General features: G+C 57.6%; 12 protein-coding genes. 10 read left to right on the top strand and 2 right to left on the bottom strand.

The genetic code is table 11. The features are described 5' to 3' along the window. The first annotated feature begins 100 nt into the window (after positions 1 to 100). The 4 genes from ileS to ndk are packed head-to-tail and all read left to right on the top strand — an operon-like array spanning position 101 to position 5598. Positions 101 to 3472, top strand: a complete 3372-nt coding sequence (gene ileS / locus FB555_RS03770; RefSeq protein ID WP_182484069.1) for an isoleucine--tRNA ligase — start codon at positions 101 to 103, stop codon at positions 3470 to 3472. Beyond that, complete coding sequence (locus tag FB555_RS03765; protein ID WP_182484068.1) at positions 3465 to 4826, top strand: bifunctional folylpolyglutamate synthase/dihydrofolate synthase; 1362 nt, start codon at positions 3465 to 3467, stop codon at positions 4824 to 4826. The genes ileS and FB555_RS03765 overlap by 8 nt, the downstream gene beginning before the upstream one ends. Then, positions 4823 to 5179: a DUF4233 domain-containing protein gene (locus tag FB555_RS03760; RefSeq protein ID WP_343046394.1), complete on the top strand. Its 357-nt coding sequence runs from the start codon at positions 4823 to 4825 to the stop codon at positions 5177 to 5179. The genes FB555_RS03765 and FB555_RS03760 overlap by 4 nt, the downstream gene beginning before the upstream one ends. Further along, positions 5176 to 5598 (top strand): nucleoside-diphosphate kinase, encoded by a 423-nt coding sequence (ndk, locus tag FB555_RS03755; protein ID WP_425485582.1) that lies wholly within the window; start codon positions 5176 to 5178, stop codon positions 5596 to 5598. The genes FB555_RS03760 and ndk overlap by 4 nt, the downstream gene beginning before the upstream one ends. Here the strand turns inward: ndk and FB555_RS03750 are convergent. Further along, positions 5595 to 7103 carry an MDR family MFS transporter gene (locus FB555_RS03750; RefSeq protein WP_182484066.1) on the bottom strand — a complete coding sequence of 503 codons (1509 nt, stop codon included), beginning with the start codon at positions 7101 to 7103 and terminating at the stop codon, positions 5595 to 5597. The two genes, ndk and FB555_RS03750, sit on opposite strands and share 4 nt — an antisense overlap. A gap of 86 nt (positions 7104 to 7189) precedes the next feature. Next, positions 7190 to 7786 carry a vitamin K epoxide reductase family protein gene (locus FB555_RS03745; RefSeq protein WP_182484065.1) on the bottom strand — a complete coding sequence of 199 codons (597 nt, stop codon included), beginning with the start codon at positions 7784 to 7786 and terminating at the stop codon, positions 7190 to 7192. 516 nt (positions 7787 to 8302) lie between these two features. Here FB555_RS03745 and FB555_RS03740 point away from each other — a divergent pair. The 6 genes from FB555_RS03740 (at position 8303) to FB555_RS03715 (ending at position 15353) form a co-directional block, all read left to right on the top strand. Then, positions 8303 to 10816, top strand: coding sequence for an Rne/Rng family ribonuclease (locus FB555_RS03740; protein ID WP_182484282.1), 2514 nt, complete (start codon positions 8303 to 8305; stop codon positions 10814 to 10816). Between the two features lie 204 nt (positions 10817 to 11020). After that, positions 11021 to 11329: a 50S ribosomal protein L21 gene (gene rplU / locus FB555_RS03735; protein ID WP_182484064.1), complete on the top strand. Its 309-nt coding sequence runs from the start codon at positions 11021 to 11023 to the stop codon at positions 11327 to 11329. An 18-nt stretch (positions 11330 to 11347) separates the two neighbouring features. Further along, positions 11348 to 11599: a 50S ribosomal protein L27 gene (rpmA, locus tag FB555_RS03730; RefSeq protein WP_182484063.1), complete on the top strand. Its 252-nt coding sequence runs from the start codon at positions 11348 to 11350 to the stop codon at positions 11597 to 11599. A 127-nt stretch (positions 11600 to 11726) separates the two neighbouring features. Further along, positions 11727 to 13250 (top strand): GTPase ObgE, encoded by a 1524-nt coding sequence (gene obgE, locus FB555_RS03725; protein ID WP_182484062.1) that lies wholly within the window; start codon positions 11727 to 11729, stop codon positions 13248 to 13250. Positions 13251 to 13275: 25 nt separating this feature from the next. Further along, entirely contained in the window at positions 13276 to 14046 is a 771-nt protein-coding gene (gene proB, locus FB555_RS03720; protein WP_425485593.1) for a glutamate 5-kinase, read from the top strand. Between the two features lie 38 nt (positions 14047 to 14084). Next, positions 14085 to 15353 carry a glutamate-5-semialdehyde dehydrogenase gene (locus tag FB555_RS03715; protein WP_182484060.1) on the top strand — a complete coding sequence of 423 codons (1269 nt, stop codon included), beginning with the start codon at positions 14085 to 14087 and terminating at the stop codon, positions 15351 to 15353. The last annotated feature ends 37 nt before the right edge of the window (positions 15354 to 15390 follow it).

The following is a 15390-nucleotide window of genomic DNA, read 5'->3' as shown; positions in this document are numbered from 1 at the left end:
ACAAGGGGCTCGAAAGGTAACTTTCGGGCAAGCTCAGGTGGTACCGCGGAGGGGCAATTCTCCGTCCTGGCACAGTGATTATCGATAACTGGAGCCCACCGTGACGTATCCCCGCCGCACCGCATTTGGAATCCCCGCCGACATTGTGCCTTCGCCGTCTTTTCCTGAGCTTGAAAAGGAGATTTTGGCTTTTTGGAAGGCAGACGATACCTTCCAAGCGTCCATCGATCAGCGGGCCGAAGCGGACGCTGACGAGTGGGTCTTTTATGACGGCCCACCCTTTGCTAATGGCCTTCCTCACTACGGGCACCTCCTTACGGGGTATGCCAAAGACCTCTTCCCCCGTTATCAAACGATGCAGGGTAAGCGCGTCGAGCGACGGTTCGGGTGGGACACTCACGGACTACCCGCCGAGCTGGAAGCCATGCGTCAGTTGGGCATCACCAAGAAAGAAGAGATCGAAGAAATGGGCATCGCGACCTTTAACGAGGCAGCCCGGGAATCGGTTCTCAAATACACCGGAGAGTGGCAGGAATATGTCACCCGCCAGGCCCGCTGGGTGGATTTTGAGAACGACTATAAGACGCTCGACATCACCTTCATGGAGAGTGTGATCTGGGCCTTCAAGCGTCTACACGACAAAGGCTTGGCCTACGAAGGCTTCCGAGTTTTGCCCTATTGCTGGAACGACGAGACGCCGCTCTCGAACCACGAGCTACGCATGGACGATGACGTCTACAAGATGCGTCAAGACCAGTCCGTGACGGTTACCTTTCCTCTTGAGGGAGAAAAGGCCGAGGCCTTGGGAATCGCCGGCGTTCGGGCTCTGGCCTGGACGACCACCCCCTGGACATTGCCCACTAACGCGGCCCTGGCCGTTGGTCCCGAGATTGACTATGCCGTTGTTCTCGCGGGTCCCGCGGGCGCTACTGACGGTGGCGAAGCGGGTATCGCAGAGTACCTTCTCTCCAATGACCTTCTCGGCAATTACGCCAAGGAGTTGGGCTACGAGAGTCCTGAGGATGCCCGTGCCGGTGTTTCGCGCACCTTCGAAGGACGTGATCTGGCCGACGTTCGGTACGAGCGCCTGTGGGATCACTACGCCGACGTGCCTGAGTATGAAAACAACGCATGGCGCATCTTGGTCGCCGACTATGTGACCACGGCCGATGGAACGGGAATCGTTCACCAAGCCCCCGCCTACGGTGAAGAAGACCAAAAAATCTGTGAGGCTGCCGGAATCCCCGTGCAGATTTCCATCGACGCCGGGGGCAAGTTCCTCTCCGTCATCGGCGAGGTCGCGGGGCTTCAGGTGTTTGACGCCAACAAGCCCCTCACGCAACTGTTGCGCGATGGCAACCGCCTCATCCGTCAGGCAAGTTATGACCACTCCTACCCGCACTGCTGGCGCTGCCGCAACCCGCTGATTTACCGCGCTGTCTCCAGCTGGTTCGTGCGCGTGACCGATTTTCGTGACCGCATGGAAGACCTCAACCAGGGAATCAACTGGGTTCCTGAGAACGTAAAAGAAGGCCAATTCGGCAAGTGGATTGGTAACGCTCGTGACTGGTCGATCAGCCGAAACCGCTATTGGGGCTCCCCAATTCCCGTGTGGAAGAGCGACAACCCAGAATTTCCCCGCATGGATGTTTATGGTTCCCTCGACGAAATTGAGGCCGACTTCGGCGTCCGCCCGACCGACTTGCACCGCCCCTACATCGATGAGCTGACGCGCCCGAACCCGGATGACCCGTCGGGACTCTCGACCATGCGTCGCATCGAAGATGTGCTCGATGTCTGGTTTGATTCCGGATCGATGCCGTTTGCTCAGGTGCACTATCCGTTTGAGAACCAGGAATGGTTTGACGAGCACAGCCCCGCCGACTTTATCGTCGAATACATTGGGCAGACGCGTGGATGGTTTTACACGCTGCACGTTCTCTCCACGGCGCTCTTCGATCGTCCTGCTTTCAAGAACGTGGTCAGCCACGGAATTGTGCTCGGTAATGACGGCCAGAAGATGTCGAAGTCGTTGCGCAATTATCCGGATGTCTCCGAAGTTTTCGACCGTGATGGCTCAGATGCCATGCGTTGGTTCCTGATGAGCTCCTCGGTTCTGCGCGGCGGCAACTTGGTTGTGAGTGAAGACGGTATCCGTGACGGCGTGCGCCAGATGCTGCTGCCGCTCTGGAACACGTATTATTTCTTCACCTTGTATGCCAACGCCGACGGGTACCAGGCAACCTGGCGTACCGACTCGACGAACGTGCTCGACCGCTATCTTTTGGCCAAGACGCGTGATCTCATCGTCGATGTTCAGGGGCATTTCGACGCACTGGATGCCACTCTGGCCGCGGCTTCGCTGCGGGACTTCGCTGACGTTCTGACCAACTGGTACGTGCGCCGCTCGCGCGACCGCTTCTGGGCGGGTGCATCTGCTGAATCCGGCGAAGGTGCCGGTCGCGAGGCATTCGACACGTTGTTCACTGTGCTCGAAACGCTGACCCGCGTGGCGGCGCCCCTGTTGCCGTTAGTAACCGAAAACATTTGGCAGGGACTCACCGGGGGCCGCAGTGTGCACTTGACGGACTGGCCCGACTCCGAGCAGTTCCCGGCCGACGCGAGCTTGGTGGCGTCCATGGATGCGATCCGCGAGATCACGTCATCAACGTTGGCTCTACGCAAAAAGACAGGTCTACGCGTTCGCTTGCCTCTCGCGGAGCTCACCATCGTGACGGAGCACGCCATTGCGCTGGCGCCCTTCAGTGACATCTTGCGGGACGAACTCAACGTCAAGAAGGTCACTCTGGTTCTGTTGGCAGCCTCGAGCGCCGCCGAATATGGCATCACGTCCAAACTGGCGGTCAATGCTCGCGCCGCCGGGCCCCGGCTGGGAAAGGATGTTCAGCGCATCATTCAGGCAGCCAAGGCGGGGGACTGGTCGGAGGCCGCCGGGGTCGTGACGGCCGGTGGCATCGAACTCGTTGAAGGCGAATATGACCTCACTCTCGAAACGGCCGAGACGGAAGGCGGCCCCCAGCGGGCGCTCGCACTCTTGCCGGGGGAGGGCTTCGTGTTGCTCGACACTGTCACCACCGATGAGCTTGAAGCTGAAGGGCTCGCGCGCGACCTTATTCGGGCCACTCAGGACACTCGCAAGTCAGCCGGTTTCGACGTAAGTGACCGCATTCGCCTTGATGTCGTGTGCTTCGCGGACCAAGATGCCACCGCATTATTGTCCGTCATTGCGGTTGATATCGCGGGCGACACGTTGGCCACAGAGTTCACCATCCATTCACCAACCTCAAGCCCCCAACTCACTGGCTTCACTCATGACCTCGCGTCGGAGTGGTTGGCCAATGTGACAGGGGTGCAACCGGAACATTTCGTGACGTTTACCGCCGGCCAGTACGCTAACGCCGACACCTTTATCGTTGCCGTCTCGCGTCAGGAGCGAATCCACAATGTCTGAAGCTGAAGAATTCGCGCGCGCCGCCGATCTCGTCTATCAGGAGCTCCTCACGCGCCTCGGCGAAGGCAACCCGCAGCCACGCCTGGAACCTACACGCCGCGTTGTCGAGCTACTGGGTGACGTTCACCGCGCGTATCCGGTTATTCACATTGCCGGAACCAACGGTAAAACGAGCACAGCGCGCATGATCGAGGCGATTCTTCGCGCCTACGGACTGCGGACGGGGCTCTTCACGAGTCCGCACCTCGTTTCCTTTGCCGAGCGCATTCTCATTGATGGCGAGCTCATCGACAATGATGCATTGCTGACGAATTGGCTCGATGTGAAGCCCTACGTGGAGATGGTGGACCGCGAACTCGAGGCGAAGAATGAACTGCGCCTAACCTATTTCGAAGTGCTCACGATTCTGGCGTACGGCACTTTTGCCGATACTCCTGTCGACGTTGCCATAGTCGAGGCCGGTCTTGGCGGCGAGTGGGATTCCACGAACGTAGCGGACGGCGTCGTCGCCGTTTTCACGCCCATTGCGATGGACCACATGGATCGTCTTGGTTCCACTTTGGATGCGATAGCGCGCACCAAGTCCGGCATCATCAAGCCATCAGCCCTAGTCGTTTCCGCAACTCAAGAGCCAGACGTATTGGCTGTTCTCGAGGAGGCCACGACGCTCACGGAGTCGCCCTTCGCTTATGTTGGGCGCGAAGTCACGGTGATCTCTAACACCATGGCCGTGGGTGGTCAGCTTTTCAGCATCCAAGGCATCGCCGGCACCTACAACGACCTTTTCCTTGATCTCTTCGGCGATCATCAGGCACAGAATGCGGCCTTGGCCATCGCTGCGGTGGAGTCATTCTTAGGGGGTGCCAGTGTCGAATTGGATCCCAATATTCTCGCCGAAGCGTTCGCCACCGTCACGTCACCCGGTCGCCTGCAACTCATTGCGACGGAGCCCACCGTTCTCGTAGATGCAGCACATAATCCTCACGGCGCGGCTTCTCTAGCTACCGCGCTGGAGTCGTATTTCACGTTTGACGACGTCACGGCCGTTGTCGCCATTCTCGAAGACAAAGATGCCGAGGGAATCCTTGCGGCTTTGCAACCCCAGGTCGCCCGCGTCATCATTACGACGGCACCCTCCGAACGGACTCGCACGGCGGCTAATCTTGGGGCAATCGCCACGAAGATTTTTGGCGCCGAGAATGTCATTATTGAACCGGATGCCGACGTCGCCATCGAGATGGCTCGCGGGTATGCCGCCCACTCACCCAAGGGCGCGGTGCTGATCACCGGCTCCATCACGCTCGTCGGCCAAGCCGTTGGCCGTTCGAATGACACCAACGGATGGACGAAGTGACGACCGGGCCGCGCCGGCAGCGTTCGGTCCAGGAACTCCTGGGTTCCATCGTGCTGGTCTTTGAGGCCGTGGTTGTTGGCCTCGCGGCTTTGGTCGTCAATGGTTTGGGCGGAGTTTCGCCGGTGGTCGCCCTGGGTGGAGGCGCTGCCCTCTGCCTTGCTCTCTTCGCCACGGCGGGCCTGTTGCGCTACCCGTGGGCACCCGCCGTTGGATGGGTTCTGCAGGGCCTCATGATTTTGTGTGGCGTTTTCGTGACGATGATGTTTGTCATCGGCGCGCTTTTTGCCGCAATTTGGACCTATGCCATGTTTAGTGGCGTACGAATCGACCGAGAAAAAAGGAGGGCCTCATGATGGCTCACATTGAAGAAACACTCGTCCTTGTCAAGCCCGATGGAGTTGCCCGTGGATTGACGGGCGAGATTCTGTCTCGCATCGAAGCCAAGGGCTATGCCCTTGTTGATATCCGCCTCGTGCAGGCCGATCGTGAACTCCTCGGCAAGCATTACGAGGAACACGCAGGAAAGCCTTTTTACGAGCCTCTCGTCGAGTTCATGGAGAGTGGTCCTGTTGTGGCCATTCGTCTCGCGGGCAACCGCGTCATCGAAGGTTTTCGCTCCCTCGCGGGCACGACAGATCCCACTCTCGCTGCCCCGGGCACTATCCGTGGTGACCTTGGGCGCGACTGGGGCCTCAAAGTCCAGCAGAACCTCGTTCACGGCAGCGACTCCGTGGAGTCTGCCACCCGTGAACTGGCCCTCTGGTTTAGCTAGGGGAGAAGCTCGCGAGCCAATTCCTCTGGGCTCGCGGGCTTCTTTATGGCGATCGCGAGGCCGATAGCCACAACGGACAAGATGGCTCCGCTGAGGAACGCGAACTGCATTCCCCCGGCAGTCGCGGCGACGACGCTCGAACCTTGATTGCCGAGATTTACGGAAACGGTGGTCAAGACCGTGACGAACAATGCTGTTCCCGCGGCTCCGCCAATCTGTTGAATCGTGCCCAGTGTGGCGCTGGCGTGGGAGTACAGCTGCGGGGGAACGGAGCTGAGTCCGAGAGTAAAGAGCGGTGTGAAAATGAACGCCAGACCGATGCTGAGCGTCACGTGGGCCACAATAACCATCGGCGGTGCCGTGAATTGGTTGAATGTGGCGAGAAGCCATAACGCCGCACTGACGACTATGGCGCCGGGGATCAGTAGCTTTCGGGCACCAACGCCGTCATACAGACGGCCAACAATGGGGCCAAGGATTCCCATGACGAGCCCGCCGGGCAACAAGAATAGGCCGGCCTGCAGGGGCTCGAGCATGAGAACATTCTGCATATAGATCGGCAGCAAAATTATGGTTCCCAGAAGGCTCATCATGGCAATGCCCATCAAGATCATGGCGGAACTGAACGCCGAGGAGCGGAACGTGCGCAGGTCGAGTAACGCTCGGTTGGTGTGTTGGAGCCTCACCTGACGCAGGATAAATATGACCAGCGCCGCTGCGCCGATGCCCAGGGGAATCCACGGCGAAATGAGAGCCTCGCCCCGCGCGGCGTCGCCGAAAGAACTTAGCCCGAAGATGAGGCCGCTGAAGGCAAAAGCGGAGATTACAACAGACAGGATATCGATGCGCAGTTTTCGCGTCTCTCCTGCATTCGTGATGCGAAGGGCCCCGATCAGCAGCGTTGTCAAGGCAATAGGGAGGACGAGCCAGAAGAGCCACCGCCAGTCCAAGAAACTGAGGACAAGGCCGGAGAGGGAGGGGCCAATCGCCGGAGCAACCGCCATGACGATTGAAATCATGCCCATGATGCGGCCACGGATACTGGAAGGAACGAGGACCATGACGGTCGTCATGAGGAGCGGCATCATGATGGCTGTTCCGACCGCTTGAACGATCCGACCGAGGATGAGCGTTGTGAAGTCGGGCGCCATGGCCGCAACGAAGGTGCCGATGCTAAAGAGGGACATGGCGGTGATGTACATCGATCGCGTGGTGAAGCGTTGCAAAAGAAACCCGGTGACGGGAATCACAATCGCCATTGTCAAGAGGTAAGCGGTAGTTAGCCATTGACCGGTATTGGCACTGATGCCAAGGTGCTCCATGATTTGGGGAATTGCTACGTTCAAAATTGTTTCGTTCAAGAAGACCACAAACGCGGAAATTAAGAGGACCGTCAAGATTAACCGGCTACGCGGTTCAAGGATCACGGCTCTGCCATCGGAGCCAGCGTGCTCTTGTGAATCCAGAATGAGCGCATCTGAGGTGTTATTGACGTTGTTATTCATTTAGCGCGGTGACTCTTTCTGTTGGCCCTACTGACGGAGTCAACGCGCTTGGCCCTAGTTCATTCCCACAACGGTATATATCTTTCTTAGAGGTAGGAAAGAACATCCAATTGAATCTGGGCTATCACGGCAACAACGAGATAGCTTGCAAACGTCAGAGTGGGTGACCAACCCAACAGGCGTGCCCCAAATTCACGGGCGCGTTCGTTGGCGGTCCAGATTCCATGTTTCAGATTCCACAACGTCGATACCCAAAACAGCGGTATAACAACCGACCACGTAACCATGCACCAAGGACAAAGGGTTCCGAGAAAGAAAATGCTCTGCCAGATCAGCCAGATCACAAAACCGAGGGCAGCAAGGGCAACAATATTGAAGCTGCGCCAGTACCACTTAGCAAAGCGCGCTCCCGCGAGGATCGCAACACCAGTGGCCATTACGACGGGCCAAGCGATGAGGCCAAGAGTCGGGTTGGGAAAACCGAGGAGGGAACCTTGCCACGACGCAAGATTTTTACCGCACTGCACCACGAGCCCAAAGTCGCAAGAAACCTTTGAATCAGGGAACTGCAGAATCTGGAGCTTCTCCACCAGCAAAACAAAAGCGGCGAGCAGGCCAACGGCGCTGGCAATGATGAAGAAAGTGGCAATGCCGATCGAGCGGCGTCTCTGCGAGGTATCCATATGACGTCCACTATGCCATGCGCGGACCAACAATCGCATGAGTGTTGACGAGGGAGGCCCCCGCGCTTGACGGGAGAGCGTGTTCTTGTGACTGGACGTGCGATACTAAAGGTGTTGTCTTTTATATTGGGCAGAGTGACAAATATTGACTTTGCAAGGCAAACATGTCTTGCGCACGGGGAATCACCGCGATTTGCCGCTGAGATGCCAGAGCTTTAGAGCCGGTAAATCAGGAAGATTAACAAAAGATTTAGGTGAGAGACTTCGGTTTCTTGCCATACGAGTATTAGCCAAATTCAGTAGGCGCGGTGGCACGGATTTGGCGGAGAGTGCACCGTCATGGTGAGAAGAAAGAAATCTGAAGACGTACCCGTCGAGGTTGTCGAGGAGAGTGTTCCAGTCCTTATCGAGGACGTCATTGCTGAGGTCTCTGCGGAGGTTGCGTCGGAGGTTGATTTGGAAGTTGCCGAAGTCGCTCATGTGAACGTGATTCTCGATGAGGCGACGATCGCTGCCATGCCGGTGGATGATCTGGTCGCCGCCGAAGCTTCTGTGAAGGAAACTGCCGCAGAAGCTTCTGTGGAAGAATCCGTCGAGGAATCTGCCGAGAAATCGGTCGAAGTTCTTCCTGTAGTGCCTGAGATTCCCGCCAATCCGAAGTACCCGACTCTGGTGGCAACCTCGGTAACTGACCTTGTGTTTTATGCCCCAGACCTACCTCCCATCGTCGAGCGTTCGGCTCCCCGCGATCGTTTCAACGAACGTTTCCCCGAGCGTTTTGACAATGAATCGCCTCGGGGTAACCCTCGTTACGATCGGAATGTCGATCGCAACCTGGATCGAAACGGTGACCGCAATCTCGACCGCAATCTCGATCGCGGCATCGATCGCGGTAACGATCCTGATGATGACTTTGGCAATGACAGCGGTTCAACGGTTCGCCGCCGCGCGCGCCGCCGCCCGGGAGAGGAGCACGTTGGGAACAACGATCCGGCCAACACTGTTGTCCGTATTCGCACTCCTCGCGAACCGGAACTCATTACCGAGCCCCAACGGATTAAGGGCTCCACGCGTCTGGAAGCTAAGAAGCAGCGTCGTCGTGATGGCCGCGATGCAGGTCGCCGTCGTACTGTCGTAACCGAGAGCGAATTCCTCGCCCGCCGTGAGGCAGTTGACCGCACCATGATTGTGCGTGACAAGGACGAACGCATCCAGATTGGCGTTCTCGAAGACGGCGTGCTTGTTGAGCACTACGTGGCCCGGTCTTCCGAGGCGAGCCTGATTGGAAATGTCTACCTCGGTAAAGTCCAGAATGTTCTCCCCAGCATGGAAGCAGCCTTCGTCGATATCGGGCGTGGCCGTAATGCTGTCTTGTACTCCGGTGAAGTCGACTGGGATGCCGCCGAAACGGGTAACCAGCCTCGTCGCATCGAGTTGGCGCTGAAACCCGGCGACAAAGTCCTCGTGCAGGTGACAAAAGATCCAGTGGGCCACAAGGGGGCACGCTTGACAAGCCAAGTTTCCCTTCCTGGCCGTTACCTCGTGTACGTCCCGAACGGATCGATGAACGGTATTAGCCGCAAACTTCCTGACACGGAGCGCGCGCGGTTGAAGCGCATCCTGAAAGAGGTCTTGCCAGAAAACGTTGGTGTCATTGTGCGCACTGCAGCTGAGGGTGCCACGGAGGAACAACTCACGATCGACGTTCAACGTTTGACAACGCAGTGGGCCGAAATTAGCCGTAAAGCCGAGATTGAGCCCTGCCCGTCATTGCTGCACAGTGAATCCGACTTGCTCATTAAAATTGTTCGTGATGTCTTCAACGAAGACTTCCACCGCATGGTCATCTCCGGATCTGAGGCCAAAGCCACGATTGAGAACTATCTCAACCAGGTCGCTCCAGAGCTTCTGGATCGCGTTGAGGCGCACACTGGTAACCGCGATGCTTTCGAGCAGTACCGCATTACCGAGCAGATTGAAAAGGCGCTTGACCGCAAGGTTTACCTGCCCTCTGGCGGTTCACTCGTCATCGACCGTACCGAGGCGATGACCGTTGTCGATGTCAACACGGGAAAGTTTGTCGGATCTGGCGGAAACTTGGAAGAGACCGTCACTAAGAACAACATCGAATCTGCTGAAGAGATTGTTCGTCAACTTCGTCTTCGTGACATCGGTGGCATCATCGTTATCGACTTCATCGATATGGTGCTGGAATCCAACCGTGATCTCGTGCACCGCCGCCTCATTGAGTGCCTGAGTCGTGACCGCACGAAGCACCAAGTTGCTGAGGTTACATCGTTGGGTCTCGTTCAGATGACTCGAAAGAAGCTTGGCCTCGGACTACTCGAGACGTTCAGCGAGCCCTGTGAGGTCTGTGCAGGCCGTGGCGTCATCGTGCACCATGAACCTGTTACGCGACACCGTGGTAATGATGGCAGTGCCCCTGAGCCGCGCCGTCGGAGCGGCAAGAGTCGCGGCAACACTGTTACGAGCAACGGGAATAGTGCGAGTGCATCCACTGCCTCCACTATGGCCCACGCTATTCCTCAAGGCGCCAATTCTGCCTTAGCGCAAATTGCCGCCAGCACCATTGGCAACGGCCATCACAATGGTGACACGGCACACACGGCTGCGAGTGACATCGTTGCGGTGCCATCCGGGGAAGTGTCCTCAATGGAAGATCGTCACAGTACTGCGCGTTCTACTGGCGCACGTACCACGAGCCGGCGATCCTCGAGCAGCGCGCAATCGACAACGGCCACCGCTGATGCCTTCGCGACACCGCACAACGATGTTGACCTCGAGGTGATTGAGATTCTTGACATCCCCGTCAAGGCTTCGCGTCAGCGCAAGGCGCGAGTTTCACCCCAGAGTGCCGAAATACTTCTTGACAACGTGCTGGGTGCTCTTCCCGAGCCCAAGCAACCGGGTCAAGGGCGTGGCCGTAGTAGGCGCGTCTCAACCTCGCAGATCACCGCGGGGGAGCTTGCGTCGCCGACGCTGAGCTCGAACGAAGGTGCTCAAGAATAATCCGCCACGCGACTGTGGTGGTTTGACCGCGGTCGCCAAGACGGCTATTCTTGACTCTTGGTGTGCATCTGATTTTTAGATGCGAATCCCCATGTTTTCTGCCCGGCTACGGTCATCTGACTGTTACGCCCGGACAGTGACGTTTTTTGTGAGATGGAAACCGAATCGCTAACTGCGATTCGCTTGAGAAATTAGGTACCAGAAGTGGTTTACGCAGTAGTGCGCTCCGGCGGACGCCAGGAAAAGGTAGAGGTCGGTACCATCGTGACGATGGACCGCATCAAGGCTGACAAGGCTGGCGCGATTCAACTCGTTGCCGTCCTGCACGTTGATGGTGAGAAGATCACATCTGATGCGGCTTCGCTGGCAAAGATCAAGGTCACAGCTGAGGTCCTCGAGGACCTCCGTGGCCCCAAAATCATCATCCAGAAGTTCAAGAACAAGACCGGGTACAAGAAGCGCCAAGGCCACCGCCAGGAGCTCACTCGCGTCAAGATCACCGAGATCAAGTAAGGCCGAGGAGAAACTCAAATGGCACATAAAAAAGGCGCGAGTTCTTCTCGCAACGGTCGTGACTCCAACGCTCAGCGCCTCGGCGTGAAGCGCTTCGGTGGACAGAAGGTCCTTGCCGGTGAAATCATCGTTCGCCAGCGTGGCACCCACTTCCACCCCGGTGTGAACGTTGGCCGCGGCGGTGACGACACTCTCTTCGCTCTCTCTGCTGGTTCGGTCGAATTTGGCAACAAGGGCGGCCGCAAGGTCGTCAACATCGTGATGGCCTAACACCAGCACACTCAAGATCTTTGGAAGGGGCGAGCTTTTAGCTCGCCTTTTTCCTTTTTCACCGTATTACTTTCGCTTCCCCTTAAGCGAAAATGGTCACGAATCGTGATCTCAGAAAGGAGGGGACATGGCTACCTTCGTTGATAACGTCACACTTCATCTTCGCGCCGGTCACGGTGGTAACGGCTGTGTCTCCGTCAAACGCGAGAAGTTTAAACCTCTTGCCGGCCCCGATGGCGGAAACGGTGGCAATGGGGGCGACATCATCCTGGTGGCTGACCCTCAGGTCACGACCCTTCTTGGATTCCATCGTCACCCCCACATCACGTCGCGCAACGGCGGGCCCGGAATGGGTGATCACCGTGCGGGCGCAAACGGCGAAACGTTGGAGCTAGCAGTTCCTCTGGGCACGGTTATCAAGGAACCCGACGGCACCGAAATTGCCGATATGAATGTTGCCGGCATGCGAATCGTTATCGCCCCTGGTGGGCAGGGCGGCCTTGGCAACTCTGCGCTGTCCTCGACGAAGCGCAAGGCTCCGGGATTCGCTCTCCTCGGTGTCGACGGTTTCGAGGGCGATATCGTCCTTGAGCTAAAAACGCTCGCGGATGTGGCTCTTGTAGGGTATCCCTCGGCAGGCAAGTCAAGCCTCGTGGCAGCGCTTTCTGCGGCACGTCCCAAAATTGCGGACTACCCCTTCACTACTTTGCATCCCAACTTGGGTGTTGTTCAGGCCGGCGAGATCCGCTACACAATCGCCGATGTTCCCGGCCTCATCGAGGGTGCCAGCGAGGGTAAAGGGCTCGGACTCGAGTTCCTGCGCCACGTGGAGCGGTGTACGGCCTTGCTCCACGTGCTGGACTGCGCCACGCTTGATCCCGGCCGCGACCCAATCAGCGACTTGGACATCATCCTGGTTGAGCTGGCGGCCTACCCCGTTCCCAGCGACCAGATTCCCCTGATTGAGCGCCCGCAGTTCATCGCGCTTAACAAGATTGACGTTCCTGAGGGACGTGAACTGGCAGATTTCGTTAAGCCCGAGCTTGAGGCTCGCGGTTACCGCGTTTTTGAGATCTCAACGGTCTCTCATGAGGGGCTTCAGCAGCTTTCGTACGCCCTGGGTGATCTTGTCGACGAGCACCGGAAGGCCATAGAAGCGAGCCCCCTCGTGGAAGTCATCACGTTGCGTCCCAAGGCGGTTGATGAGACGGGCTTCACCATTCGCGTGGAGGGTGGAACCGATGGCAACCTCTACCGCATCATCGGTGCAAAGCCCGAACGTTGGATTGCGCAGACAGACTTCAACAACGACGAAGCCGTCGGCTATCTGGCCGACCGCCTTGCCAAATTGGGCATCGAGAACCAGCTCTTCAAGGCGGGAGCGATTTCCGGCTCAACAGTGATCATCGGTGAGGGGAACGGTGTTGTCTTCGACTGGGAGCCCACGCTTACCTCGACCGCTGAACTCACCACGGGTCCCCGCGGAAGCGATGACCGAATCGATCCGCGCAACCGTCGCACGAACCAAAAACGCCGCGAAGATTACTACGACCTCATGGACGGCAAGGAAGAAGCTCGTCAAGAGCTCGTTCGTGAAAAGGACGCAGGCTTGTGGAGAGATGATCTGGAGGTAAGTGATGCTGAGCATTAAAGTGTCGCCGATCGTTGATCGTTCCATGATTCCGGCCGCGAAGCGCGTCGTTGTCAAGGTTGGTTCTTCCTCAATTAGCGGCAAAAATGCTCACCAAATCGAGTCTCTCGTCGATGCCCTGGCAGAGGCTCATGGTCGCGGAACCGAGGTTGTTCTCGTCTCCTCGGGCGCCATTGCCACGGGCCTTCCGTATCTGAAGTTAGATGATCGTCCCACCGATCTCGCGACACAGCAGGCTGCTGCTGCGGTAGGTCAAAACGTTCTCATTTACCGTTACCAAGACAGTTTGGATCGCTACAAGATTGTGGCCGGTCAAGTGCTTCTGACGGCCGGTGATCTAGAGAACCCCACGCACCGTGCAAACGCGCAACGCGCCATGGATAGGTTGCTGGGCCTGAGAATTTTGCCGATCGTCAACGAGAATGACACCGTCGCGACCCACGAGATTCGCTTTGGGGATAACGACCGACTGGCCGCTCTCGTCGCGCGCCTGATTGGTGCAGATCTGCTGGTTCTATTGTCCGATGTGGATGCCATCTACACGCGGCCCCCTCAGGAGCCTGGCGCTCTGCCAATCCATCACATCGCCTTCGGAGATCCCCTCGATAGCGTCGTTTTGGGTGAGATTGGCTCCGCAGGGATTGGAACGGGCGGCGCCGGAACGAAAGTTGCCGCGGCGCAACTGGCAGCCGAGGCCGGAACGCCTGTTCTGATGACGAGTGCGGCCCTCGTCGGTGAAGCACTGCGCGGTGCTGACATCGGAACGTGGTTCGCACCGGCTACCCTCGTCGACTAAGTTTTCTGCGGTCTTGCTTCGCGAGATAACATCGATGTATGGCTGTCGCATCAGAACTTTCCCCCGCGCTCATTAGCAAACTGACCGCATCTAAGGCCGCTTCTATTTCGTTGGCGACGTTGACGACATCCCAGAAAAATGGGGCACTGCTGGCAATAGCCGATGCCATTGACGCGAGTGTTCCCGAAATTCTCGTAGCAAATGCGCATGACCTCGAGGCGGGCACTGCGAATGGGCTGACGGTCGGCCTTCTGGACCGCCTCACCTTCGACGCCACGCGATTGGCGAACCTCTCAGAAGCTGTTCGTGATCTCGTCAAGCTCACAGACCCCGTGGGACAGGTCGTTCACGGCATGGACATGCCAAACGGCGTTCACCTGGCGCAGGTTCGCGTTCCTTTTGGTGTCATTGGCGCAATTTACGAGGCCCGTCCCAACGTAACCGTCGATATTGCCGCCCTTGCGCTAAAAAGCGGCAATGCTGTCGTTTTGCGGGGCGGTTCCGCAGCGGAGAATTCCAATCGAATTCTCGTTGACATCATCCAGGGTGCCCTGGTCGCGACCGGTCTTCCCGCGGAGGCCGTTCAGACGATTGACGAGCTTGGCCGCGAGGGAGCACGTCAACTCATGGCGGCACGCGGATATGTCGACGTCTTGATTCCGCGCGGAAGCGCGAGCCTGATTAACACGGTGGTGCTGGAGTCCAAGGTTCCCGTCATTGAGACAGGCGCGGGTGTAGTACATATCGTTCTCGATGAGAGCGCAAACCTCGAGTGGGCCATTGACATCGTTCACAACTCGAAGGTGCAACGCCCCAGTGTCTGTAACGCCTTGGAGACAATTTTGGTGTTGGAATCAGCCGCCCAGCGCCTCTTGCCTTTTGTATTAGAGAAATTGGTGACTTCGGGCGTCACAATTCACGGGGATGAGCGCACCCGGGAGATCTTTTCTCGAGCCGTGGCCGTCACTGAGGAAGATTGGGGGACCGAACACATGTCCCTTGACGTATCGGTACGAGTTGTCGCGTCCTTGGAGGAGGCGATAGAGCATATCCGCACCTATTCGACTCATCACACAGAGTCGATCATCACGAATGATGTCGGCAATGCCGAAATGTTTCTGGCGCAGGTCGATTCGGCCGTGGTGATGGTGAACGCATCAACACGTTTCACCGACGGGGGCGAATTTGGGTTTGGCGCGGAGGTCGGCATCTCTACGCAGAAGCTCCATGCCCGCGGACCGATGGGGCTCGCTGAATTGACGAGCACGAAGTGGTTGGTACGCGGTTCAGGCCAGATCCGAGGGTAGACTGTGGAAGAGAAAATTACTCGTCCTGTGGAGTTGA

The sequence above is a fragment of the Alpinimonas psychrophila genome (assembly GCF_014137865.1).
GTDB classification, from domain to species: domain Bacteria; phylum Actinomycetota; class Actinomycetes; order Actinomycetales; family Microbacteriaceae; genus Alpinimonas; species Alpinimonas psychrophila.
Note: the sequence above shows the minus strand (reverse complement) of the source record. Positions and strands in the feature narration are given on the sequence as shown.

What these genes read in the sequence shown, in the direction of transcription:
- FB555_RS03765 (WP_182484068.1), top strand. Translation starts at nt 3,465, where the DNA reads ATGTCTGAAGCTGAAGAATTCGCGCGCGCCGCCGATCTCGTCTATCAG.
- ndk (WP_425485582.1), top strand. Translation starts at nt 5,176, where the DNA reads ATGATGGCTCACATTGAAGAAACACTCGTCCTTGTCAAGCCCGATGGA.
- FB555_RS03750 (WP_182484066.1), bottom strand. Translation starts at nt 7,103, where the DNA reads ATGAATAACAACGTCAATAACACCTCAGATGCGCTCATTCTGGATTCA.
- FB555_RS03745 (WP_182484065.1), bottom strand. Translation starts at nt 7,786, where the DNA reads ATGGATACCTCGCAGAGACGCCGCTCGATCGGCATTGCCACTTTCTTC.
- FB555_RS03740 (WP_182484282.1), top strand. Translation starts at nt 8,303, where the DNA reads ATGCCGGTGGATGATCTGGTCGCCGCCGAAGCTTCTGTGAAGGAAACT.
- rpmA (WP_182484063.1), top strand. Translation starts at nt 11,348, where the DNA reads ATGGCACATAAAAAAGGCGCGAGTTCTTCTCGCAACGGTCGTGACTCC.
- obgE (WP_182484062.1), top strand. Translation starts at nt 11,727, where the DNA reads ATGGCTACCTTCGTTGATAACGTCACACTTCATCTTCGCGCCGGTCAC.
- proB (WP_425485593.1), top strand. Translation starts at nt 13,276, where the DNA reads ATGATTCCGGCCGCGAAGCGCGTCGTTGTCAAGGTTGGTTCTTCCTCA.
- FB555_RS03715 (WP_182484060.1), top strand. Translation starts at nt 14,085, where the DNA reads ATGGCTGTCGCATCAGAACTTTCCCCCGCGCTCATTAGCAAACTGACC.